The 22,194-nt window shown below is 36.6% G+C and carries 22 protein-coding genes, 3 tRNA genes and 1 riboswitch; of the genes, 19 read left to right on the top strand and 6 right to left on the bottom strand.

The features are described 5' to 3' along the window. The first annotated feature begins 219 nt into the window (after window positions 1-219). The 4 genes from mntA (at window position 220) to GSH73_RS02665 (ending at window position 2,999) form a co-directional block, all read left to right on the top strand. Window positions 220-648 carry a type VII toxin-antitoxin system MntA family adenylyltransferase antitoxin gene (gene mntA / locus GSH73_RS02650; protein ID WP_014756982.1) on the top strand — a complete coding sequence of 143 codons (429 nt, stop codon included), beginning with the start codon at window positions 220-222 and terminating at the stop codon, window positions 646-648. 1 nt (window position 649) lies between these two features. Beyond that, window positions 650-1,072 (top strand): type VII toxin-antitoxin system HepT family RNase toxin, encoded by a 423-nt coding sequence (gene hepT / locus GSH73_RS02655; protein ID WP_014756981.1) that lies wholly within the window; start codon window positions 650-652, stop codon window positions 1,070-1,072. Between the two features lie 83 nt (window positions 1,073-1,155). Further along, on the top strand, window positions 1,156-1,734 hold the full coding sequence (locus GSH73_RS02660; protein WP_014756980.1) for an HDIG domain-containing metalloprotein: 579 nt from the start codon (window positions 1,156-1,158) through the stop codon (window positions 1,732-1,734). A 95-nt stretch (window positions 1,735-1,829) separates the two neighbouring features. Further along, window positions 1,830-2,999 carry a hypothetical protein gene (locus tag GSH73_RS02665; RefSeq protein ID WP_014756979.1) on the top strand — a complete coding sequence of 390 codons (1,170 nt, stop codon included), beginning with the start codon at window positions 1,830-1,832 and terminating at the stop codon, window positions 2,997-2,999. A gap of 33 nt (window positions 3,000-3,032) precedes the next feature. On the opposite strand, the gene GSH73_RS02670 is transcribed toward GSH73_RS02665, so the two are convergent. Both GSH73_RS02670 and GSH73_RS02675 read right to left on the bottom strand, forming a co-directional pair. Continuing rightward, window positions 3,033-3,416, bottom strand: coding sequence for a DUF4363 family protein (locus tag GSH73_RS02670; protein ID WP_014756978.1), 384 nt, complete (start codon window positions 3,414-3,416; stop codon window positions 3,033-3,035). An 8-nt stretch (window positions 3,417-3,424) separates the two neighbouring features. Then, window positions 3,425-4,096, bottom strand: coding sequence for a YetF domain-containing protein (locus GSH73_RS02675; RefSeq protein ID WP_014756977.1), 672 nt, complete (start codon window positions 4,094-4,096; stop codon window positions 3,425-3,427). A gap of 202 nt (window positions 4,097-4,298) precedes the next feature. On the opposite strand from GSH73_RS02675, the gene GSH73_RS02680 reads away from it, so the two are divergent. From GSH73_RS02680 to GSH73_RS02685, 3 genes are all read left to right on the top strand, one after another. Then, complete coding sequence (locus GSH73_RS02680) at window positions 4,299-5,120, top strand: Cof-type HAD-IIB family hydrolase (RefSeq protein ID WP_014756976.1); 822 nt, start codon at window positions 4,299-4,301, stop codon at window positions 5,118-5,120. Window positions 5,121-5,182: 62 nt separating this feature from the next. After that, on the top strand, window positions 5,183-5,317 hold the full coding sequence (locus GSH73_RS13660; RefSeq protein WP_014756975.1) for a hypothetical protein: 135 nt from the start codon (window positions 5,183-5,185) through the stop codon (window positions 5,315-5,317). Between the two features lie 129 nt (window positions 5,318-5,446). After that, window positions 5,447-6,457 carry a LacI family DNA-binding transcriptional regulator gene (locus tag GSH73_RS02685; RefSeq protein WP_014756974.1) on the top strand — a complete coding sequence of 337 codons (1,011 nt, stop codon included), beginning with the start codon at window positions 5,447-5,449 and terminating at the stop codon, window positions 6,455-6,457. A 9-nt stretch (window positions 6,458-6,466) separates the two neighbouring features. On the opposite strand, the gene nagA is transcribed toward GSH73_RS02685, so the two are convergent. After that, window positions 6,467-7,609, bottom strand: a complete 1,143-nt coding sequence (nagA, locus tag GSH73_RS02690; protein WP_014756973.1) for an N-acetylglucosamine-6-phosphate deacetylase — start codon at window positions 7,607-7,609, stop codon at window positions 6,467-6,469. 99 nt (window positions 7,610-7,708) lie between these two features. Between nagA and GSH73_RS02695 the strand changes: the two genes are divergently transcribed. The 3 genes from GSH73_RS02695 to GSH73_RS02705 all read left to right on the top strand — a co-directional run bounded on the left by GSH73_RS02695 (window position 7,709) and on the right by GSH73_RS02705 (window position 11,326). Further along, window positions 7,709-8,386 (top strand): response regulator transcription factor, encoded by a 678-nt coding sequence (locus GSH73_RS02695; protein ID WP_038069869.1) that lies wholly within the window; start codon window positions 7,709-7,711, stop codon window positions 8,384-8,386. Between the two features lie 9 nt (window positions 8,387-8,395). Further along, on the top strand, window positions 8,396-9,790 hold the full coding sequence (locus GSH73_RS02700) for a sensor histidine kinase (protein ID WP_014756971.1): 1,395 nt from the start codon (window positions 8,396-8,398) through the stop codon (window positions 9,788-9,790). 81 nt (window positions 9,791-9,871) lie between these two features. Continuing rightward, on the top strand, window positions 9,872-11,326 hold the full coding sequence (locus tag GSH73_RS02705; RefSeq protein ID WP_014756970.1) for a Gmad2 immunoglobulin-like domain-containing protein: 1,455 nt from the start codon (window positions 9,872-9,874) through the stop codon (window positions 11,324-11,326). Window positions 11,327-11,330: 4 nt separating this feature from the next. Here the strand turns inward: GSH73_RS02705 and yyaC are convergent, their stop codons facing one another. Further along, window positions 11,331-11,876: a spore protease YyaC gene (gene yyaC / locus GSH73_RS02710; RefSeq protein WP_014756969.1), complete on the bottom strand. Its 546-nt coding sequence runs from the start codon at window positions 11,874-11,876 to the stop codon at window positions 11,331-11,333. A 76-nt stretch (window positions 11,877-11,952) separates the two neighbouring features. Here yyaC and GSH73_RS02715 point away from each other — a divergent pair, with 76 nt between their 5' ends. Next, window positions 11,953-12,618, top strand: coding sequence for a hypothetical protein (locus GSH73_RS02715; RefSeq protein ID WP_014756968.1), 666 nt, complete (start codon window positions 11,953-11,955; stop codon window positions 12,616-12,618). A gap of 21 nt (window positions 12,619-12,639) precedes the next feature. On the opposite strand, the gene GSH73_RS02720 is transcribed toward GSH73_RS02715, so the two are convergent. Beyond that, window positions 12,640-15,009, bottom strand: a complete 2,370-nt coding sequence (locus GSH73_RS02720; RefSeq protein ID WP_014756967.1) for a phosphodiester glycosidase family protein — start codon at window positions 15,007-15,009, stop codon at window positions 12,640-12,642. A 293-nt stretch (window positions 15,010-15,302) separates the two neighbouring features. On the opposite strand from GSH73_RS02720, the gene GSH73_RS02725 reads away from it, so the two are divergent. The 6 genes from GSH73_RS02725 (at window position 15,303) to metK (ending at window position 18,333) form a co-directional block, all read left to right on the top strand. Then, window positions 15,303-15,378, top strand: a tRNA-Pro gene (locus GSH73_RS02725). 5 nt (window positions 15,379-15,383) lie between these two features. Next, a tRNA-Val gene (locus GSH73_RS02730) sits at window positions 15,384-15,459 on the top strand. Window positions 15,460-15,504: 45 nt separating this feature from the next. Beyond that, a tRNA-Tyr gene (locus tag GSH73_RS02735) sits at window positions 15,505-15,590 on the top strand. Window positions 15,591-15,813: 223 nt separating this feature from the next. Continuing rightward, window positions 15,814-16,314: a peroxiredoxin gene (locus GSH73_RS02740; RefSeq protein WP_014756966.1), complete on the top strand. Its 501-nt coding sequence runs from the start codon at window positions 15,814-15,816 to the stop codon at window positions 16,312-16,314. A gap of 19 nt (window positions 16,315-16,333) precedes the next feature. Next, complete coding sequence (locus GSH73_RS02745; protein ID WP_014756965.1) at window positions 16,334-16,837, top strand: rubrerythrin family protein; 504 nt, start codon at window positions 16,334-16,336, stop codon at window positions 16,835-16,837. Between the two features lie 128 nt (window positions 16,838-16,965). Further along, window positions 16,966-17,067, top strand: a riboswitch (SAM riboswitch). Between the two features lie 75 nt (window positions 17,068-17,142). Continuing rightward, window positions 17,143-18,333: a methionine adenosyltransferase gene (gene metK / locus GSH73_RS02750; RefSeq protein WP_014756964.1), complete on the top strand. Its 1,191-nt coding sequence runs from the start codon at window positions 17,143-17,145 to the stop codon at window positions 18,331-18,333. Window positions 18,334-18,439: 106 nt separating this feature from the next. On the opposite strand, the gene GSH73_RS02755 is transcribed toward metK, so the two are convergent. Beyond that, a complete protein-coding gene (locus GSH73_RS02755) occupies window positions 18,440-19,039 on the bottom strand; it encodes an HD-GYP domain-containing protein (protein WP_038069890.1) in 600 nt (199 codons plus the stop codon). Window positions 19,040-19,262: 223 nt separating this feature from the next. Here GSH73_RS02755 and GSH73_RS02760 point away from each other — a divergent pair, with 223 nt between their 5' ends. Together GSH73_RS02760 and recD2 are read left to right on the top strand one after the other, a co-directional pair. After that, on the top strand, window positions 19,263-19,859 hold the full coding sequence (locus GSH73_RS02760) for a hypothetical protein (protein WP_014759505.1): 597 nt from the start codon (window positions 19,263-19,265) through the stop codon (window positions 19,857-19,859). A gap of 46 nt (window positions 19,860-19,905) precedes the next feature. Next, window positions 19,906-22,122 (top strand): SF1B family DNA helicase RecD2, encoded by a 2,217-nt coding sequence (gene recD2, locus GSH73_RS02765; protein WP_014759504.1) that lies wholly within the window; start codon window positions 19,906-19,908, stop codon window positions 22,120-22,122. Window positions 22,123-22,194 lie beyond the last annotated feature (72 nt).

Raw genomic sequence — 22,194 nt, forward strand, 5'->3', positions numbered from 1 at the left:
ATGTATGGTTCCACTATGGATACCATCATAATAAAAATAGCACTTTGATTCAATAAAGTCAAGAAAATTTGATTGACTTAAGACTTACATGGCAAAATTTCATCTAATATAATAGAGAATTTATTGATTGTGCCCAAGGAAAATGGTAAGATTTAATTGTAAAATACGGATTTAAAATTTAGAATATTACGAATGATTCTGTCGTTAGGAAGTGTTAGTTTGAGTAAAATAGATAAAAAATTACTTTTTGACAATAATGATGAGATTGGGGCAATAGCGAAAAAATTTAATTTAAAGCTTTTAATTTTGTTTGGCTCTTATGCTAAGGGCTTAAATCATGAAAACAGCGATATAGACCTGGCCTTTGAAAGTTATAAAGTATTATCATATGATGAAGAGATGAATTTGCTTTTAAATTTATCTTTGTATTTTAGAACTGAAAAAGTGGATCTTGTAAATATTAAAAAGGCTGATCCATTGCTTTTGTATCAAATTGCAAAATATGGGAAACCCCTTTACGGCTCATCAGAGGAGTTTGTAGAATTTAAGTGTTATGCATCTTTCAGGTATGCTGACACTCAGTTTTTACGGGAGCAAAGGAGACAGTATCTGCGAAAAGAAATAGACAAATTGCTGAGAGGTGAATAAAATGGGTGATACATTTCAAGTGATACAAGAAAAATTAGTTAGAATGTTAGAACATATAAATGAATTAAAGCAGTTGTCTTCGTGTACATATGATGAATATGTGCATGATATTAAACTGAAATATGCTATTGAAAGGTTATTGCAATTAATAGTAGATTTAGCTTTAGATATAAATAATATGATTCTTGCGTATTTAAAAAGACCTCCTGCTTCTGATTATTTTAATTCATTTATTGATTTGAGCGAAATTGGAATTCTGGATGTAGATTTTGCAGTTAAGATTGCTCCAGCTTCTGGTTTGAGAAATAGACTAGTGCACCAGTATGAAAAAATTGATGATAAAATTGTGTACAACAGCGTCAAAATGGCAATAGACGATTTTACCAAATATGTGGATATAATAAGCAGGTACATAGGTGTATGAGAAGCCATTCTGTTTTGATAACATTCCTCTATGTGGTATAATTCTATTTAAAAATAATATTACACGAAAGAGGGTATTGCATTATGGAGAATGCTTTAATTAATAGGGATGAAGCTTATAGGTTATTAAAGGAGTACAACAAAAGTGAAAGCCTTATTACACATGCGTTGGCTGTTGAAGCGGTTATGAGGCACTTTGCTAAGCTTTTTGGCGAAGATGAGGAAAAGTGGGGCATCATAGGACTTTTGCATGACCTTGATTACGAAATGTATCCAAATGAGCACTGCAAGAAAGTAAGAGAAATATTAAAAGAACGTGGATGGCCTGAAGAATACATCCATGCAATAGAAAGCCATGGGTGGAAGCTGTGCTCAGATGTAGAACCGGTACATAAAATGGAAAAGGTTTTGTACACAATCGATGAGCTGACAGGACTTATTACAGCTACAGCGCTTATGCGGCCCAGCAAAAGCATACTTGATTTAGAAGTGAAATCTGTTAAGAAAAAGTGGAAGCAAAAAAGTTTTGCGGCAGGTGTCAACAGGGATGTCATAGAAGAAGGTGCCAAAATGCTTAATATGGATTTAGATAAAGTGATAGAAGAAACCATAATAGGCATGAGAAGTGTAGCGGATGAGATAGGGCTAAAAGGCGATCTGTGATTCAAAAATTTAGAAAATTTTTATTGATTAAAATATGGTAAAGTGGTAAAATATAACTGATTGAAAATTAACAAACAAGTCAAGGAGGGGTTGTTGTGAAAAAGTTTGTTTCTATCTTTTTGGCAGTTATGCTGATTGCAGCTATTCCAGTGTTTGGTTTAGCGGCTCAGCCATCTACGTCGTACATGACGAGACAAGAGTTTGTAAATGATCTTTTAAAAGGATATGGAATTGATTTATCTGGACAGGACATCTCTCAGTACGTGAAAAGTAACCATATATTGGAAGGCGATGGCAAAGGGAATTTGATGCTTTCAGATCCAATCACTTACGAACAAATGGCTACCATATTAAGCAGATTTTATGGACTATCGATGATAGATGCACATCAGATAGAAGGATCTGAATACGTCTATGCTTTAGAAGATGGTTTGATTCCACAAGATGTTTCTCTAAATGATAAAGTAACAGAAGATGAAGGGCAGCAGATATTGTCAAAGATATTCGACAATTACGATAAAGTTAAAGATATGATAGATAGCAGCAAGAATACTACAATGAAAAGTGGCAGTTTAAATGGCAACATGAAAATTGCTATGGGCTTTAATAATGGTGTTGCATCTCCATTTGATACGGTTTCTGCACAGGTATACGCTGATTTTAATTTAGACCAAGGAATCCATGAAGTAATAAACATGACTATTCCAAATGAAGGGGCAATGAACGTAGAAGAGTACATGATGGGCGATAAAATTTATGTAAAATCATCTGATGGTCAGTGGAGCTATATGACAGTCCCCGGCATGTCCAACATCACAAACTTGGAAAAATTGCAGCAACAGAATAATCTCTTCAGCAAAGATGTACTTTATAGGTATGCAGGAACAAGCTATTTAAACGGCAAAGCAGTAAACGTGGTATATGCATACACAAAGATTACGGATATGTCAAAAATGGACGATTTAGTAAATGCTCTTGGACTTGGAAGCATCTTGAATGGTATGAAGTACAGCGATTTAGTCGATGGAGTGTATGGGAGATATTTCTATTATATGGATGCAAATACAAATCAGGTGTGCAAGCTTGACATGATTTTAAAAATCGCTTATAAGCAAGGAGCGAAAGTCGGAGGAGTCGAGATGCCAATAAAATGGGAGATGGTAAGCGGCTCAATGGTTTACTCAAATGTCAATGGAAATGTCAATGTTGTGTTGCCTGATGATGCCAAAAACGCTAAAGAGTTGACAGCTCCAGCACAAAATTAATTTGTATACTATAAAACCCGGGAAACCGGGTTTTTATAGTATGTTTTCAAGTGTCAGCTTCTCATTTGATGGTATGTGACCGTAAAGCTCTTTCAATGTTTTAAGCTCTGATAGGCTTAAATCTTTGTCTTTAGTGTCAATAAAACTTTTAAGCTTTGATAAGCTCATGTCAATGTCGTCTATTTCCCTGTGTTCAATCAAAATTGCCCATTTGCTGCTTATTTTTCCCCAAGTCTTTTCTAAATCATCAGCATTTGCTTTGGCGTTCATCCACTTCTCACTTTTTATGTTTTGTTCTATAGTTTCAAGTTTTTTTTCCATATTGTTGGATGAACTATATAGGTAATTGTAGGAAGCTATGTCTACAAGTATTATTAAGACTGTGATGGTTGTAATCAACGGAATTACGTATTTCACTTGATGTATCACTCCTTCTTGTAAACTGTCAATACGTTATTTGGATCAAGTGATGCCAGTATTACATTATCTATGCTGCTTATATTCCACATCTTCAATTGCTCATTAAGCCAATTCATATCAACATTTGCCATTTTCATGTTTTTCTCTATTATCTTTCCGTCTATTATTAGCGGAAGAGGAAGCCCTTCGTATTGAGGTGTCAGATTTAAGTCATTAGGCGTTACAGGCCTTTTATCTACTTTTGGTATTACGCTTAGGCAGCCATTTGTCTCCAATATTGCATACTCTACATCTGCGATATTTGGATAACCCATGACTCTAAGCTCTTCTAAAAGGTCATTTATATTGTACCTTTCTTTTTGAAGCTCTTTTGTCAAGATTTTTCCTTTGTCAATTAGAATCGTAGGCTTTCCACAGATGATTTCGCGGCCGTGCAGGCTTTTCATCGACACATACGACAAAAAAAGTTGTGATATAAGCAAAGTAAGTATAGGTATAATGCCTGTTAAAAGTGGTATGCCTTTGTTTTGCATAGGTACGGCTACCAAATCAGCTATCATTATTGCTACAACCAATTCGTACGGCTGAAGTTGTCCTATCTGCTGCTTTCCCATTATTCTCATGACGATGACTACCAGGAAATAAAGGATTAATGTGCGAAAAAATATAATAAGCATAAGCCCACCCTTCCATTTAATATGTCACAAATATATTTTGAGAGTATTGATGCAAAATATACGTTGTAAAAAGTTTGTTAAATAAAAAATGAAAATGTAAAATTTTCAGTGTTAACGTTTTATGCTAAATTATGATATAGTATGTAAATTTACAAACTGTTATAATATAGTTATAGAAAAATAAACATAGGGGTTGAAATATATGTGTAAGTTATTTGTAACAGATGCTGATGGAAGCCTTTTAGATAGCAACAATAAAATATCTGAAGCAAATATTAACGCCATAAATGAGCTGAGAGAAAAGGGAGTCATTTATACAATTGCCACAGGTAGGATGTTTTCATCAATATTACCATACGCTTTAGAGCTTAGAGTAAATGCACCTGTCATTTGCTTTAATGGAGCTCTGATAAAAGATATTTACACAAAAAAAGTGTACTACTATAATCCAATTCAACCTGATGATGCCATAGCAGTCATCGATATACTAAAAAACAGTGGTTATCAAGTAAATCTATATATCGATGATAAGTTAGTTGTAGAAGAAATGAATGAAAGGGTTGAATGGTATTTATCGTTTAATACAGTTGAAGTGAATGCTGTTGGTGATCTTGCTGAATACATCAAAAATACGGGGAAAGGCACTGCTAAAATATACGCCATAGGTGATATCAAAAATCCTGCTCCTGTAGAGCCGGAAGTTTATGATAAGCTTTCAAAGATAGTATCTGTTTCCACATCTGGCGGCGGACATTTGGAGCTTAATGCCAAAGGTGTCAGCAAAGGCAATGCATTGAAGACTTTGGCAAATATGTACAACATTAAGAGGGAGCTTGTTGCTGCTGTAGGAGATAATCTCAACGATTTATCAATGATAGAGTATGCAGGCTTTGGAGTTGCGATGGCAAATGCACCAGAGCTTGTAAAGATAAAAGCAGATTTTGTCACGAAGTCAAACAATGAAGATGGCATCGCATTTGCGATAAATAGGATTTTTGCAAGACAACAAATTATGGCTGTTTAAAGACCATAAAGCCACCTTTTGCATATAATGTAGTGAGCTCTATAAATGCTGGAGGTGGTTTTGTGGAACAGCTGGTTGTGAAGCTAAGCATTCTTGTAGTCTTAGTTGTAGGAATAATGTACATGGCTATGTCTTTTATACCTTTGCTGGTTTTAAAAGATAGAAAAAAAGATGTTGATGAGGATGAAGACAAATGATCTTCGTCTTTTTTTGTTGATTTATGAAAAACGATGTAAAATTTTTTCGAAAATCTATTGACAAATTTTCATTAAAAAAGTAAAATATCCATAAGGTATGAGAAAACGATAACTTAGAGGTGGTAAAGAGTGAATGCTACTATTAAAGATGTGGCTAGGGAAGCGAAAGTTTCTATAGCTACGGTGTCAAGAGTTTTAAATAACAGCGCTGTTGTCACTGATGAGACAAAGCAAAGGGTGTTAGACGCCATAAAAAAGACAGGTTATAAGCCAAATGCTTTAGCCAGAAGCTTGAAAATACAAAAGACTCACACGATAGGGCTTATTGTGCCTGATATATCAAGTCCTTTTTATCCTGAAGTTGTAAGAGGCATAGAAGACATTGCCAGTATGTATTCTTACAATATATTTCTGTGCAATACAGACCAAAAAGAAGAAAAAGAGATGAATTATATAGAGATACTTAGCGAAAAGCAAGTTGATGGCATCATATACATGGGAGATATCATTAGAGATTCAGTAAAGCAGCAGCTAAAAGACATAGGCATACCGATTGTCTTAGCAGGCACAGAGGATGCTGAATCAGAGTTTCCCAATGTCAATATAGACAACAAAAAGGCTTCTTATGATGCTGTGAAGTATTTGATCTCCTTAGGACACAAAAAGATAGGAATGATATCGGGACCTGCTGATGATCCTATCGGAGGCGTACAGAGGACAAATGGATACAAAGAAGCTTTATCTGAGGCGAAAATAAGATTTAAGCCGTCGCTTGTGGTAGAAGGCAGCTTCAAAGCAAGGCAAGCGTACCTTGCAATGCTAAAGCTTTTGGAAAACAATGTTGACGCTGTCTTTGCAGCATCAGATGAGATGGCTGCTGCTGCAATAAATGCCATATTTGACTCTGGATTTAGCGTACCCGAAGATATTCACGTTATCGGCTTTGATAACACTTATCTTTCATATATGTTCAGGCCTACTATAACTACTATTCAGAGGCCTGCGTATGACATAGGTGCTGTAAGTATGAGACTTATGACAAAATTACTTGCTAAAGAGCCTATTGATGATATGCATGTGGTTTTGCCGCATCAGCTTATCGTCAGAGAATCAACAGGATATGGTGAAGAAAAAAAATAGCCTTATTGGCTATTTTTTTTCATATACGATTTTCCCACCGACAATCGTCTTTTTTATTTCTATATTTTCATCAAAGATTATGATATCTGCATCATATCCTTCCTTTATAAGGCCTTTTTTGTAATCAATACCTATTACTTTTGCGCTGTTGTAAGACGCCAGTGCGACAGATTCAGGAAGTGTTAAATCTGTATTGAAAAAGATATTTTTTACAGCTTTGTCTAATGTAAGAGTGCTTCCTGCTAAAACTCCGCTTTTTAGCCTTGCAGCACCGTCTTTTACGTATACGTCTTGACCACCCAATTGGTAAAGACCGTCACTTAAGTTTGCAGCCATCATTGCATCTGTTACGAGATTTATTTTTTCTTTACCTTTTAACCTTATAAGCGTTCTTATGGCTGGAAAGACAGAGTGTATTCCATCAGCGATTACTTCTGCGCTTATGTCGAGATCGAAGACTGCTCCTACTGTTCCTACTTCGCGGTGGTGAAATCCTTTCATGGCGTTAAAGACATGAGTGGCATGTGTTATACCTGCTTTGAATCCCAAAGCTACATCATCATAAGTAGAATCGGTATGTCCTACAGATGCGGTGATGTTTTTCTCTCTTAAATATTTTATAAGCTCCAATGCTCCATCAACTTCAGGTGCTATTGTGACAAGTTTTACAATGTCTACATATTGGCCACATATTTCATTGAAGTTTTCTACTGTAGGTTTTAAAATGAATTTGTCATCTTGCGCGCCCTTTTGCTTCGGATTTATAAAAGGACCTTCCATGTGAATGCCTAAGATTTCAGCACCTTCAACGCGGCTTTTGTTGTCAAACACATTTTTAATAGCATTTTTGATTTTGCTTTTATCCTCTGTCATGGTTGTAGGCAGAAATGACGTGGTGCCATGCATTGCTACAGACTTCGATATTGCATTTATTGCTTCAAAAGTTCCGTCCATTGTATCGAATCCAGAAGAACCGTGTATATGTATGTCTACGAAACCTGGCGACACGTAGTTGCCTTCAGCATCTATTGTATTGTCGGCATAAAGGCCACTTCCAATAGCGCTTATTTTATTTCCCTCAATCAATACATCTTTGCCGTCTACTATATTCCCGCCAACTAATAATTTACCATTTACGATTAGCGTCTTCATATTATCACCTCAATTAAATTTTAGACTTATTTAAACATAAAATCAATTATATACAATTTTCACATGGAATATGATATACTAAAAATGGAGGTATCGGCTATGGAAAACATTTTAATTATCGATGATGAAGAAATGCTTGTAAAGGGATTGAAGCTATCCCTCATTCAAGAAGGTTATTACGTTGATTATGCTTATGATGGTGAAGAAGGTTTGGAAAAAATAAAAAATGGCAATTATGATTTAGTAATATTAGATTTGATGCTGCCCAAGATCGACGGTCTTACCCTTTGCAAAGAGGTAAGGTCATTTTCAAATATACCTATAATAATGCTTACAGCCAAAGGTGAAGATGTGGATAAGATAGTAGGCATTGAGATGGGAGCAGATGACTACCTTGCAAAGCCTTTCAATACGCGGGAATTGATCGCCAGAATTAGAGCTTTATTCAGACGGACGACGACGCCTTATGTGAAAAAGCACGATGTAATCAAGTTAGGGGATATTACGATAAATGTTCCTGACAAGATAGTCCAGAAGAATGGCAAAGACATCGATCTTACAAATAAAGAGTTTGAATTATTAGTTCTTTTGGCTTCGAATCCGGGAAAGCTTTATTCTAAGGACAAACTGATGGACTTAATATGGGGATTTGATTTCTATGGAGATACGAATACTGTGAATGTCCATATAAGAAAGCTTAGAGAGAAGATTGAAGACGATCCGGCAAATCCAAAGCATATTTTTACAAAGTGGGACTCTGGCTACTACATGAAATAGGGTGATACGTTGAGTTTAAGGTGGAAGATATTTTCGATTTATTTTATTATCCTGATAGTTTCGCTGGCTTCTACAGGCATTTATCTTTTCAACAATATTTATGAAAGCTACCTTGCAAACGAAAGAATAACCAATTTGACGCAGGCCAATATGATTGCAAATTTGGTCTCTAAGTTTATAGGGGTTTCCTCGTATTTGATTGAGCCTACCATTGTTGACTATGCAAACCAGATTAACTCGAGGATTCTTTTTACTGATGTAAGTGGAAAAGTCATAGTTGATTCTGCAGGAAATGGCGGCATTGAAGGCAAAGATATAAATAATTACAGCGATATTAAGTCCGCTTTAAAGGGGACAGGCTCTACAAGCATACACTACATCACAGGTTCTGGCTGGACCATGTATTCTGCTGTACCTGTTACTATAAAAAATGAGATTGTAGGCAGTATCCTATTATCTACGTCTATTGACGATGTGATGAATTTTTTGTACTCAATTAAAATGCAGATGATATATACATTTACTGCTATAGGTTCTATCGTAAGCATATTAAGCTTAATAGTTGCCGCATTTATAACTAAGCCTTTAAAAAGGCTTACAGACGCTACAAAGATAATATCCGAAGGCAAATTCGACTACAAAGTCGATGTGAAGGGAAATGATGAAATCGGCAAGCTGGCAGACGCATTCAACGATATGGGTACGAAGCTTATGAAGATAGACGAGGAGAGAAAAAGATTTGTCTCCGATGCATCCCATGAGCTTAAAACGCCATTGGCGGCAATAAAAGCCCTCGTAGAACCGCTTATATCCAGCGATAATGTCGATATATCTGTGTATAAAGAGTTTTTAAAGGATATAAATTCTGAAGTTGATAGAATGACGAGGCTTGTAAATGAATTGTTGGTTTTAGCAAAGATTGATAAAATACGTTCAATCGAAAATAAAACGGAAAATATTAGTGAAATTGCTTACAATGTCATTGAAAACCTTGAGGCGATAGCTGATCAAAAAGGTGTTTCGCTGATATTTGAGAACGAGAAAAATATTTTTGCGGACGTTGATGCAGATAGATTTTACAGGATGATATACAATGTCGTGGAAAATGGGATAAAATACACTCCAAGCGGTGGCTCTGTCAAACTGACTCTTGATTCTGATGATAAGAATGTCTACATCACAATATCTGATACAGGCATAGGAATAAGTCAGGAAACATTGCCTAAGGTGTTTGAAAGGTTTTCCAGAGGCGATACGGCAAGATCTCAAAAGACTGGAGGTTTTGGACTAGGCTTGGCCATAGTAAAGGAGATCGTAGATTTGCATAAAGGACATATAGACGTTAAAAGCACTGTCGGCGAAGGTACTGTTTTTTACATAACGATTCCGGTTAAGAACATTTAAACAAAAATTTATTAAATTTTAAGGTTCTGTTAATACAGGTGTAATAAAAATATTGTATCATATTTTTAGGAGGGGATAACAATGAAGAAGGCGTTTTTAGTCTTGATATTGATCGCTGCAATTTCTTTGTCAGGTTGCTTTACAAACACGAAAACTAAGACGGAAAAAAATGCCCCTATAAGCCCGAAATCTACCGTTCAAGCTGTTAAAGAAGTTTCGCTGTATTTTTTAAATAGCAAGATGTCAGGATTGAATATGGAAGTAAGAAGCGTATCCGAAAATGCGGACTTACTGAAACAAGTGATAAATGAATTGATGAAAGGTCCTAAAGACCAATATTCAAAGCCGATAATTCCTGACAACACAAAGCTTTTATCGGTTCAGTTGAAGGATACTACAGCTTATGTAAACTTTTCTAAAGATTATACTTCTTCAACAAGCATCGATGGGACTACAGCAAAGTACATGGTTGCTGCACTTGTAAATACACTGACTGGGCTTCCAAATGTAAACAGTGTCCAGATTTTAGTGGAAGGCAATAAGATAGATTCCCTTTATGGGTACAAAATAGGCCTTGACCCATTGAGCAGGATTGTGCTTACAGGAGAAGTGTACATCGATAAGGACAGGGTAAAAAAGCTTCAAGAGAGTACGTCATTTGGAAAAGATTCGTGGAGATTGGATCCCATGAAAGTGATACAAGAGGAAGGCGGTGTCGTTGGATTTTCGCCTGATGACGATTTTTCATTGGAATCTAAAAAGGGTGGAATTGCGCTCATAAACGCTATCCATGACAATAAGTCTTATCTTGTGACACTTGTCCAACCTGAAGGAGATAAAGAAGGCAATATATGGGTCATAAGTGATGTCAAGCCGAAATTCACGAAGATACCTGAAGCAGATCCTACAAAAGGAGAGACATTCATATACGGCATCGTAAAAGCCATTAATTACGATACGAGAGTCGTCACGATAGAGCGGGAGTACCAAGATACCAGTGACATAAACAATGTAGCTGGTCCAGATATTAAGGTGTTGCCGAATGCCATAATACACCGTCAGTCAAAGATCGGTTACGACAGTCAAGGTGGTTACCAGTATTCAGAGACAGACATGGATTTTACAGACATAAAAGTAGGCGACGAGCTTGGCATGATCTTGACAAAAAATAAAGAAGCGCGGGCTGTGATTGATTCAGACAAAAACACAATCACATCTTACAGCAGTCAGGAGGCAAATATAATAGTGTTGTCGCCTATGAGAAACAACAGCGTTACAAGCCCTATAAAAGTGGTGGGAAAGGCCAGGGTGTTTGAAGCTGTTGTTAATATAAGGCTGTTGGATTCCAATGGCAATATATTGTCACAGACGTCTGTTCAGGCAAGTGCAGGTGCTCCATCTTGGGGAGATTTTCAAGCAGACATACAGTATAATCCATTATCAACACCACAAGATGGTACATTGCAGGTATTTTCATTAAGTCCAAAAGATGGTTCTGTGCAAGATCTTGTATCAATACCACTGTACCTAAAGTAAAAAATTAGCTCTGACTTATGTCAGAGTTATTTTTTATGGCTGCTTTTAAATAAAACGCTCTATGTATGCTCATGGCGATGACTTCTGCCATCTCAAATACAAATCCAAGCCTTGTGTTATGTACAGGTATTATATCAAAGGCGTCAATCACTCCTATTATAGATATGTCGCCGACAGCAGGCAATACTTTTCCCACTCCTTTGCCTGGATATATTGGCGATTTTTTTATGGATATTTTACCTATGTTATCTTTATCTCCAAGACAAGCGTCAACAGCAATGATGTTGCTGTAGGGATGCTTTCTTTTTATGTGGGCGATGTTTTCCTCAAGGTTCATTGCATGTATCGGGTTTTTTAATGTCCCATATACGTTTATGCCGCTGGTCATTTTTGATATCATGTCTCCTACAATAGGGCCTAACGAATCTCCGATGCATTTATCGGTACCTATGCAAAGTATAACAGAATCAAAGTTTATTTCCTCTGCTAAATACGCTGACATGAGTTTGATGGCGCTTTTGTCGTCATACCTAACCCGCAATTCATCCATAAAATCTTCCTCCAAAATTTGTATTAAATACAGTTAAGGATGAAATAATAAAAGTATTCGAAGGGAGTGTTTTTTGGTGAAGAAATCAATCTATAGCATTGGGTTCGTCGTTGCTATTACGGCTGTCAGTATTATATTTATGCTTGATGTTTTTATAAAAGAACAGCCACCACCAAATGAAGTCTTGAAACCAGCGATTAGAAGTACATACTATTCATCTACGGATAAAATCAGTAAAAATGAGATGCAGGTGCCTGTTTTCAATACCACTCCAAATTTAAAGGAAAATGAAAATAAATCTGCGGTAGAGAATGAGAAAAGCGATAAAGAAAATTCGGAAAAAAAGAACAGTGAGGAAAATGACATAAGAAAATTCGATGAGAAATCACTGGACAAATTAATCCAAGAGAGAAATAGAGAGTTTACAAAGATAAACGGCAACAACAATTCGAAAGAAAGCAGCGAAAATTTAAACTTGAATAGAATAGTTGTGACGCCTGAAAAAATATTAAGCGTTCAAAGAGAGATGGACTTTGCAACAAAATCTAAGGCTATAGGCATATTGATGAAATTAGGTCCGTCAGGCATAGGTGAGATCATGAAAATGTCTCAAGATGGTGTGACAGAAAAAGAAAGCTATGAAATGATGGATATACTTAAAAAGCATTTGTCAGAAGGGGATATAGATTTTTTAAAGAGCATTGTAGAAAAGTATTTTGATGAGAAAAATACATCAAAATAAAGATGTGCTTTTAGCGCATCTTTATTTTGTAAACAGATTTTTATCTTGATAGTAAATGTCTTTTCCATTTACCATTATTGAAATGTATCTGGCGTCATTGTATATGTCCATACTTCCACCGCCATTATTTGTTCCGTAATTAGATATATACCTTATGTTGTCATTCAATGTCGTATAAAAAGGTGTGTCGCCGTTATATATTATCCAGACGTTTTTACCTGTATCTTCTCTGAATTTTTGCAGCGTGTCCTCGAACAGTTGCGCTTCTTTAGTGTCTTTGAATCCATCGGAGCCCCATACAGGCTTTGGCAAAACTACAAATAGGTTATCTCCTTTTACACTGTTTAATGTGTTTAAAAACCAGCTCCACTGATCTTTATTGGATGATAGCAAACCTCCATTAGTATCATCCAACATGATAAATGTTGAATTTCTAAAGTCATATACCCCATAAGAATTACCTGCTTTTATGTACGGAATCGTAAGTGATTTTAAGACTTTGTCATTTACATCTCCTGTAAAAACTACTAAAGGATAGTCTTTATTGGCTATGCTGGCGGCTTTTAAGGAAATTTGAAGCTTCAAAAGCGTATTGTAATCTGTGTCTCCAAATACCATGAATTTAAACGAATCGTTGGTGTTGCTGACGCTTACTTCCTTGTTTTTGCTGTCAATAGATTCAAAGTTCAATGGTTTTGGAAGCTGTGACGCATCAAAATCTGATCCTTGCCCGACTTTCACCATTAAATTTCCTACTTTTCCATTTATATTTGCCGACAAAGCACCAGATAGATCGTTGTTTGCTGCTTTGAAGATGCCATCTGAAATAGTGCCTACATTGTTGTAAACAGTCCAGCTTATGTCTCTGTCTTCTATAGGTGCTCTATAGCCATTTATATCTTTTCCTATGACTGATATTGATGTAGTTGTACCTTTATCTATGTTCACAGAATAAGGTGTAAATCTTATGTCTGCTATAGCATCTAAAGCCTTTATTTTCAGCGTACCAGTCACATTGCCTACTCTTGCTATTATCACGCCGTCACCTGAACTTTGAGGAATAAATTCATTTCCATCAAATCTTCCTGCTATGCCGCTTATAGAGAATGATACGGAGTTTTGATCGATTTTTACTGGTTGATAATTTGCATCATATCCTTTTACAGTGATCGCTCTGTGGGTGCCTACAAAGATATTTGGGCTATCTGCTTCAACTTTTATGGCGTATAGATTTCCTGTTGGTGCTGTGTTAAATACTCCAACTCCGTTGGCTACATTTCTTTCGAAACCAGGAACTTCATTTTGGAGCTTTGCTTGACTATCTCCTAAAGGTCTTATAGCCATTTGTGTTGAGCCGCCGCCGTCTAAGTTCATAGCATTATAAGCTCCTAAGCTTAACATAAGCTGCGCTAATTCACTTTCTGTCATCCCTCTCGTGTTGGCGTTGTCAACTGTTGCTATTATTACGTGCTTCTTGTCTTCGGTATATCCTATAGCTGTCCTTGCGTATATGCCATCCACATTGTCGGTAAATTGCGATGGTATTGAACCGTTTTGCACCAAAATGGTTCCTCCGCTAACAGCCATCTTAAAGTTGTCAAATGGAGGATCTGTAGAGATGTTTTTGATGACTTTATCTCCTTGCTTTAAATTTGATAAAACCTTTGCGATATCTCCTGTTGCATCTATGGAATAGCCTCCGTCAGGAATTGCTACAGGACCCTCACCTTGCCTTACTTCTAAGACGCTGTTGTTTTTGTCAACTAATACTTCAACAAGATCTTTATAGCTGTCGCTTAGGCCGGGCGTCTCATCATTCCAGTCCTTTGTAAATATGACGCAAGACGTTCCGCTACCTATGGAGCCTACGTTGTTTAAGGCACTTACAGGAATTTGACTGCCGTCAGGGAGTGTTATGCTAAGAGAAGTGCTTTTCCAATAGCCTATTGATGGCACGTTGTTTTTATCTATGGCAAATGTAGCATAATTTCCCTGATAGTATGGAACGGTTAAAAGATTTCCATCTTTGACTGATGCTCCTACGATAAACCCTTGCTTCGTGTCAAAAAAATCACCGTTTACTGCGGCTATAGCACCGTTGCCATTTGCCATGTCTTCCACATCCATTCTGTCTTTAAAACCCGATGGATTAAAGATAGTGGATATTGATGTATTATTGTCGCTTAAGTCCACATCTAACACATTGATATTGATGAAACCATCTGTTGTGAAATATGTAATGTTTTTTTCTGTAACTCCTCTACTTAATATTTGCTGGCTTTCATTTGAAGTTATTACGGTGTAGGCATCTGCAGCAATACCATTCATAAAAATCGATGAAAAAATAATTATTGAAGATAGACACATGCTTATAACTTTTCGGTATTTCAAAAAAATCCCTCCTATGTATTTTCAAATGTTTTTATGAAAATTTATCATCAGCAGCATATAACCATATTGTACCTTTTGTATATTACAGTCGTGTTACAATTTCATAAAATAAAAATAAAAACTAATATTATTATTGCCTAAATTGCGTATAATGATTATAAAAGATAAATGGAGTATAAGCGAAAAACATCGAAAAAATGCCAAATTAACTGATATAAACCGGCTAAAATGAGGAATAATAAATCTTGTGAAATTAATAGATTTAAACTATAATCAAATATGTCGCGAGACGCCGGGGTGTAGCGCAGTTGGTAGCGCACGTGCTTTGGGAGCATGGGGTCGGGGGTTCGAGTCCCTCCACCCCGACCATGATTGGTCGTATAGCTCAGCTGGGAGAGCACCTGCCTTACAAGCAGGGGGTCATAGGTTCGAGCCCTATTGCGACCACCATTTCTATTTGTGAATATTTTTTACGCATTAAAATAAAATAATCATGGAGGGATACCCAAGTGGCTAAAGGGGGCAGACTGTAAATCTGTTGGCTGGTGCCTTCGATGGTTCGAATCCATCTCCCTCCACCATGAATAGAAGGCTAAGTGGCCTTTTTTTTATTTTCTCTTCAAAATTTTCTATCCACGATAATTTTCAAAAACATCGATAAAAAAATTTCCAAATCCTATTGACTTAAAAAATAAATGATGTATAATAATACTTGTGAAGGGAAAATAGTTATTAATAGAAATAAAATATTAATAGCTTATCCGATGTGATAATTGACTAAGAATAGATGAGAGGTGGGTACATATGTCGTTGGTAGGTAAAAAAGCTCCTGACTTTAAGTTAGATAGCACAAAAGGTCAAATATCTTTAAGTGATTATAAAGGAAAATGGGTAGTGCTTTTCTTTTATCCACTGGATTTTTCATCAGTATGTTCAACTGAGATACCGGAGTTTAATAGGATGAAGCCGGAGTTTGACAAACTTAATGCTGAACTATTAGGCATCAACACAGATAGTGTTTATTCACATAAGGCGTGGATAGATAGCCTTGGTGGCGTTGATTTTCCGCTTTTATCTGATTACAACAAGGAAGTCACAAAGCAGTATGGCATTCTCATCGAAGATGCCGGCATAGCATTAAGAGCCGCATTTATCATTAACCCCGAAGGAATTGTTGATTATGAAGTTGTACATGAGCCAGTAATCGGCAGAAATGTCGATGAAATATTGAGAGTGCTTAATGCACTTCAAACAGGTCATGCTTGCCCTGTTGGTTGGAAACCAGGGGACAAAGTATTAGATTAAAAAAGGAGGAGATTTTGAAATGAGAGAAATGACGACAAAAAATCTAAGCGATGCTTACGCAGGTGAAAGCCAGGCTCACATGAGGTATCAAATTTTTGCTGATGTGGCTGAAAAGGAGGGTAAGCCAAACATAGCAAAGCTTTTTAGAGCCATATCTTATGCCGAATTAGTCCATGCCACAAATCACTACAAGACACTGGGAGAGGTAAAAGACACAGTATCAAACCTTGACAAGGCTATAGCAGGTGAGACATTTGAAGTAGAAGAAATGTATCCTGCGTATAAAGCCGTAGCAGATTTGCAGGAAGAAAAATCTGCAGATAAAAGCTTCAATTATGCTCTTGAAGCTGAAAAACTACATGCAAAGATGTATACAGATGCAAAAGCTGCTGCACTTAAAAATGAAGACATAGCTATTTCTAAAGTGTACATTTGCCCTGTTTGCGGATATACGGCAATTGATACGGCTCCAGAAAAATGCCCGGTTTGTGGTGCTCCAAGAGATAAGTTTGTTGTTTTCTAAAAGGCATAAAACCCCTTCATTATCATATATCAACTTTAAAGTGCTTGATTGCCATCAAGCACTTTTTTAATTTTCAATTGACTTATTAGTTGCACTGTGATATTATATTTAAAGTTAAATAAGCGAAACTCTTATCAAGAGAGGTGGAGGGAAGAGCCCTATGAAGCCCGGCAACCTGTCTTACGACAAGGTGCTAATTCTCGCAGAAGTTTACTTCTGAAAGATGAGGGTGGATGTGCCTCTTCTTTTGGAGAGGTTTTATTTTGTTTTAGGTCTTTTATGTGATTTAAAAAAGGAGGATACAGATGAAAAAGTATTTTACTTCAGAATCAGTTACTGAAGGACATCCAGATAAAATTTGCGATCAGATATCTGATGCTATTGTAGATGAGATCTTAAAAAATGATCCTTATGCGAGGATAGCCTGCGAGACTGCCGTTACAACAGGTATGGTATTGGTGATGGGGGAAATATCTACAAAATGCTACGTCGACATACCAAAAATCGCAAGAAAGGTCATAGAGGAGATAGGGTATACTCGAGCAAAGTACGGTTTTGATGCTGATACATGTTCTGTGCTTACTTCAATAGATGAACAGTCTCCAGATATAGCATTGGGAGTTGATAAGGCACTGGAAGTAAAAAAAGGCATTTCCCACGATGAGCTTGAAGAACAAGGCGCTGGAGACCAAGGGATGATGTTTGGATACGCATGCACAGAGACGCCTGAGCTTATGCCTCTTCCAATATCATTAGCACACAGGCTTGCCCGCAGATTAGCGGAAGTAAGGAAAAATGGCACTTTAGATTATCTAAGGCCTGATGGCAAGACACAAGTGACGATTGAGTACGTTGACGATGTGCCAAAGAGAGTTGACTCAATCGTTGTGTCGACACAGCATTCACCAGATGTGGATCATGATAAGATTGAAAATGACGTAAAAGAGTATGTAATAAAACCCATTGTTCCACCAGAGCTTATTGATGATGACACGAAGATATATGTAAATCCGACAGGGCGATTTGTAGTCGGTGGACCACAAGGAGATAGCGGCCTTACGGGAAGAAAGATAATAGTAGACACTTATGGTGGATATGCAAGGCACGGCGGTGGCGCTTTTTCTGGCAAAGATCCATCTAAAGTAGACAGGTCTGCTGCGTACGCTGCAAGGTATGTAGCTAAAAACATCGTGGCTGCTGGACTTGCTGAAAAGTGTGAAGTTCAATTGGCATATGCAATAGGCGTAGCTACACCGTTAGAAGTCAATGTAGATACATTTGGCACTGGAAAAATACCTGACGAAGAAATATCTGAAATAGTTAAAAAAGTATTTGATTTAAGACCTGCTGCTATCATAAGAGATCTTGATCTAAGAAGGCCTATTTATAGACAAGTTGCAGCATATGGACATTTTGGCCGCACAGACCTCGATCTTACATGGGAGAGAACTGATAGAGCTGAAATACTGAAAAAACTTGCTTTCAATAAACAATAATTTTAAAGCCCGGAGTATCCTCCGGGCTTTGCGGCTTGTATATTTATATTTATAGCCGCGGTTTTTATAAAAATTGTACGCTCCGCTACTTTTATTATAGCATAAATTAAATGGCGATTCCATTGTTTTTAGTTTCTTTTTCAAAAATTTGGCTGTTTGTTTTAACCACATTTTCTAATGCGGAAACAAGCATTTGGTTGTACTTTGCATCACACTCTCTTAAATCACGTATTGCCTCAATGGTGCTTTTAGCTTTTCTGTATTGCCTATCGTTTGTCATCGCATCAAAGGAATCGCATACTGCCACGATCTGAGAGCCAAATGGAATGATTTTTAGTCCATAAGGATAGCCAGTTCCATCTAATCTTTCGTGATGATATAGCACAATAGGCGTTAAATATGCAAGCGGTGTTAAAGCCTCTAACATATCTGCGCCGTATTTGGGATGCAATTTCATGGTGTCGTATTCCAATTCTGTAAGTTTGTCTGGTTTTGCAAGAATATTAATTGGAATCATCACTTTGCCTATGTCGTGCAGCAATGCGCCCTTATATATCGTTATTTTTTCCTTCATATTGAGTCGCATCATGTTTGCTACATTGTATGACAATTTTGCGACTCTGATGCTGTGCTTGTACGTTTCGTAATGGTAGTTTCTTAGCGATATCAAAAGATGCGACATCAATTTTTCTTCGTTATAATTCATCTTCATTTTTCCCCTTTTTTCGACAATTAATATTATATTATAAATTTTTATAACAGTCAATAATTTCATCTGATGTAATAAAATTCAAAAAAAAAAAAAAAAAAAAAAAAAAAAAAAAAAAAAAAAATTCGGAAAATTGATTAACTTCATATCCATATATTGACTTTGAAGTTGTTATTTTATATAATAAGTACAAACATTAGTTCGTAAAGGAGTAATGGAGATGAAGGACTTTGATATACCTGATGTGTACCTTGCCATCTTGCCTTCTTATATTGATGAGTACGGAGATGGGACGGAATTGATAGACTTAAATGGCAATGTATCGCGAATAAAATGCAGTGTCAAAAGTTGCCTGAAAAAGACTTTGAAAAAGTATGCTGTAGATTTAAGCGCCATAAAAGAAAAGTACGCAAAAAGCCTTGGCATAAAGAATACTTTTCCAATTCCTTTAGCTTCTAACTTTACGCTTGTTCAATTAAAAGTTAGAATTCCAAAGGTAGCAAAGGATGTATCTTACGGATATGTGTGCTATGAGAAGATAAATAAGATCGACGAATATTCTGCGTATTGCGTTGTAAACATTGATGACAGCAAGATAAAAGTTTATCAAAAGAAGATTACAATCGAAAAGCATTTGAGGGATGCTGCCATGATGAAGACTTTTTTTGCTAATTTAAGTCCATTAAATTTTGAAAGCGACAGGTCTGTGTACAACCTTCCAGCGACGAAAGCGGATATAGCTCTTTTGTATGAAGAAATCGTAAAGATAAAGTATAAAATCGAACAGAAAGATGATACGCACTTCAAATATCCATAAAAATAATATACAATTGTAAATAGAAAATAAAAAAGTAGGGATAAGAATGGTTGAAATAATAGGTACTGTTGAGGAAATAATTTTTAAAAACGAACAAAGTGGGTATGCTGTATTAGAACTTAATTCAAAGAAGGATACTATTACAGTAGTAGGATATATGCCTTATGTTGGAATAGGTGAAACGCTTAAAGTTGAAGGCGAGTGGATGGTGCATCCTGACTACGGGGAACAGGTGAAGGTTTCAAAGTACGAGACAATAGCGCCGTCAACATTGTATGGCATGGAAAGATTTTTGTCGTCTGGGCTCATAAGAGGTATAGGACCTGTCATGGCAAAAAAAATCGTCTCAAAATTCGGCGTGGATTCTATAAATGTCATAGAATCTCATCCGGAAAAGTTATTGGATATACCTGGGATAGGCGAAGAAAGGGTAAAGATGATATCAGAATCTTATGAGCAGCAGAAGACATTGAGAGATGTGATGGTTTTTTTACAAGGCTATGGCATTTCTACTACCAATGCGATAAAAATATACAGGCAGTACGGTGATGATTCTATAGATCTTATAAAGCAAAATCCGTACAGACTATCGGATGAAATTTTCGGAATTGGCTTTAGAACGGCTGATAAGATAGCTCGAGCAATGGGTGTTGATACGCATTCTGGATACAGGATTTCATCTGGCACAAAGTACGTGTTGATGCAGTACGCATCAAATGGCCATACGTATGTGCCGCTGGAACTTTTGCTTAAAGAAACCGCGAGACTTCTTGATGTATCAGAAGAAGAAGTTTATGATTCGCTGGTTCTTTTGGTACAAAGCGAAAAAGTGAAATTTGAGACATTTGAGGATGGCTCACATGGTGTATATTACATACCGTATTTTGTGGCTGAAAACAACACTGCAGATAAGATTTTAAACATGACGCTGACAGATGTAAAGCCTGAGGATATCGACATTGAAAATGAAATATGGAAGATAGAGTCAGATATGGGAATTCATCTTGCAGATAATCAGCGCGTCGCAGTTTTAGAATCTGTTAAAAACTCAATTCTCGTCATAACAGGTGGTCCTGGAACAGGAAAGACTACGATAATAAACTTCATAATAAGGCTTTTTAAAAAATTCAAGAAATCAGTAGCATTAGCTGCACCAACGGGGCGAGCTGCAAAGAGGATGACTGAAGCTACAGGATTTGAAGCAAAGACGATACACCGCCTTTTGGAGTATTCATACACAGAAGAAGAAGGACGAGGTTTTGGCAAGGATGACAAGAATCCATTGACTGAAGATGTCATAATAGTGGACGAGGCTTCGATGATAGACATATTGCTTATGAATGCTCTCCTTAAAGCTATCCCATTAAGCTCAAGGCTTATACTTGTAGGTGATGTTGATCAACTTCCATCCGTTGGAGCTGGCAACGTGCTTAGAGATATAATAGATAGCGGCTTAGTAAAAGTAATAAGGCTTAATAAGATATACAGGCAGGGAAAAGAAAGCTTAATAGTGGTAAATGCCCATAAGATAAACAATGGAGAGTATCCTGTTTTAAATGATAAAGAAAATGATTTTTTCTTCATCAATGCTTCGTCGCAAGATGAAATTTTAAATACTATATTAGACTTATGCAAAAGGCGGTTGCCTGAAGCGTATGGATTCAACCCTTTTACGGATATCCAGGTTTTAAGCCCTATGAGAAAAGGTTTGATAGGCATGATAAATTTAAACAATGAACTGCAAAAGTGCTTAAATCCATCAAAAAATGGGTTGGATGAAAGACAGATGAAAGATTTTACTTTCAGAGTGGGAGATAAAGTGATGCAAATAAAAAACAACTACAAGATGAAGTGGACAAAAGGTGATGAAAAAGGTGAAGGCGTCTTTAATGGCGATATGGGTATCATAGAGTCTATCGATAATGATTCACAGGAGCTTACCGTATTATTTGATGATGACAAAAGGGTTGTTTACGATTTTGCAGATGTAGATGAGTTAAGCCTTTCGTATTGTGTGACTGTTCACAAAAGCCAAGGAAGTGAATTTCCGGCTGTCATAATGCCTATGAGCTTTGGACCGCCTATGCTTCTCACCAGAAACCTTTTGTACACTGCTGTAACGAGGGCTAAAAAACTTGTGGTAATAGTGGGCCAAGAAAAATACTTAAAAAACATGATAGATAATAATCTTATATCAAAGAGGTATTCAGGGCTCTTGCCTAAACTTAGGAAAGTCCTTAAATTCATGGTGGAAGAAAGTTGATTAATTTCACGAATGTTAAATAAATTTTAAGATATGCCGATATAAAGATTAAATAGATGGACGGAAGGATGT

Source organism: Thermoanaerobacterium aotearoense (assembly GCF_009905255.1).
GTDB classification, from domain to species: Bacteria; Bacillota; Thermoanaerobacteria; order Thermoanaerobacterales; family Thermoanaerobacteraceae; genus Thermoanaerobacterium; species Thermoanaerobacterium aotearoense.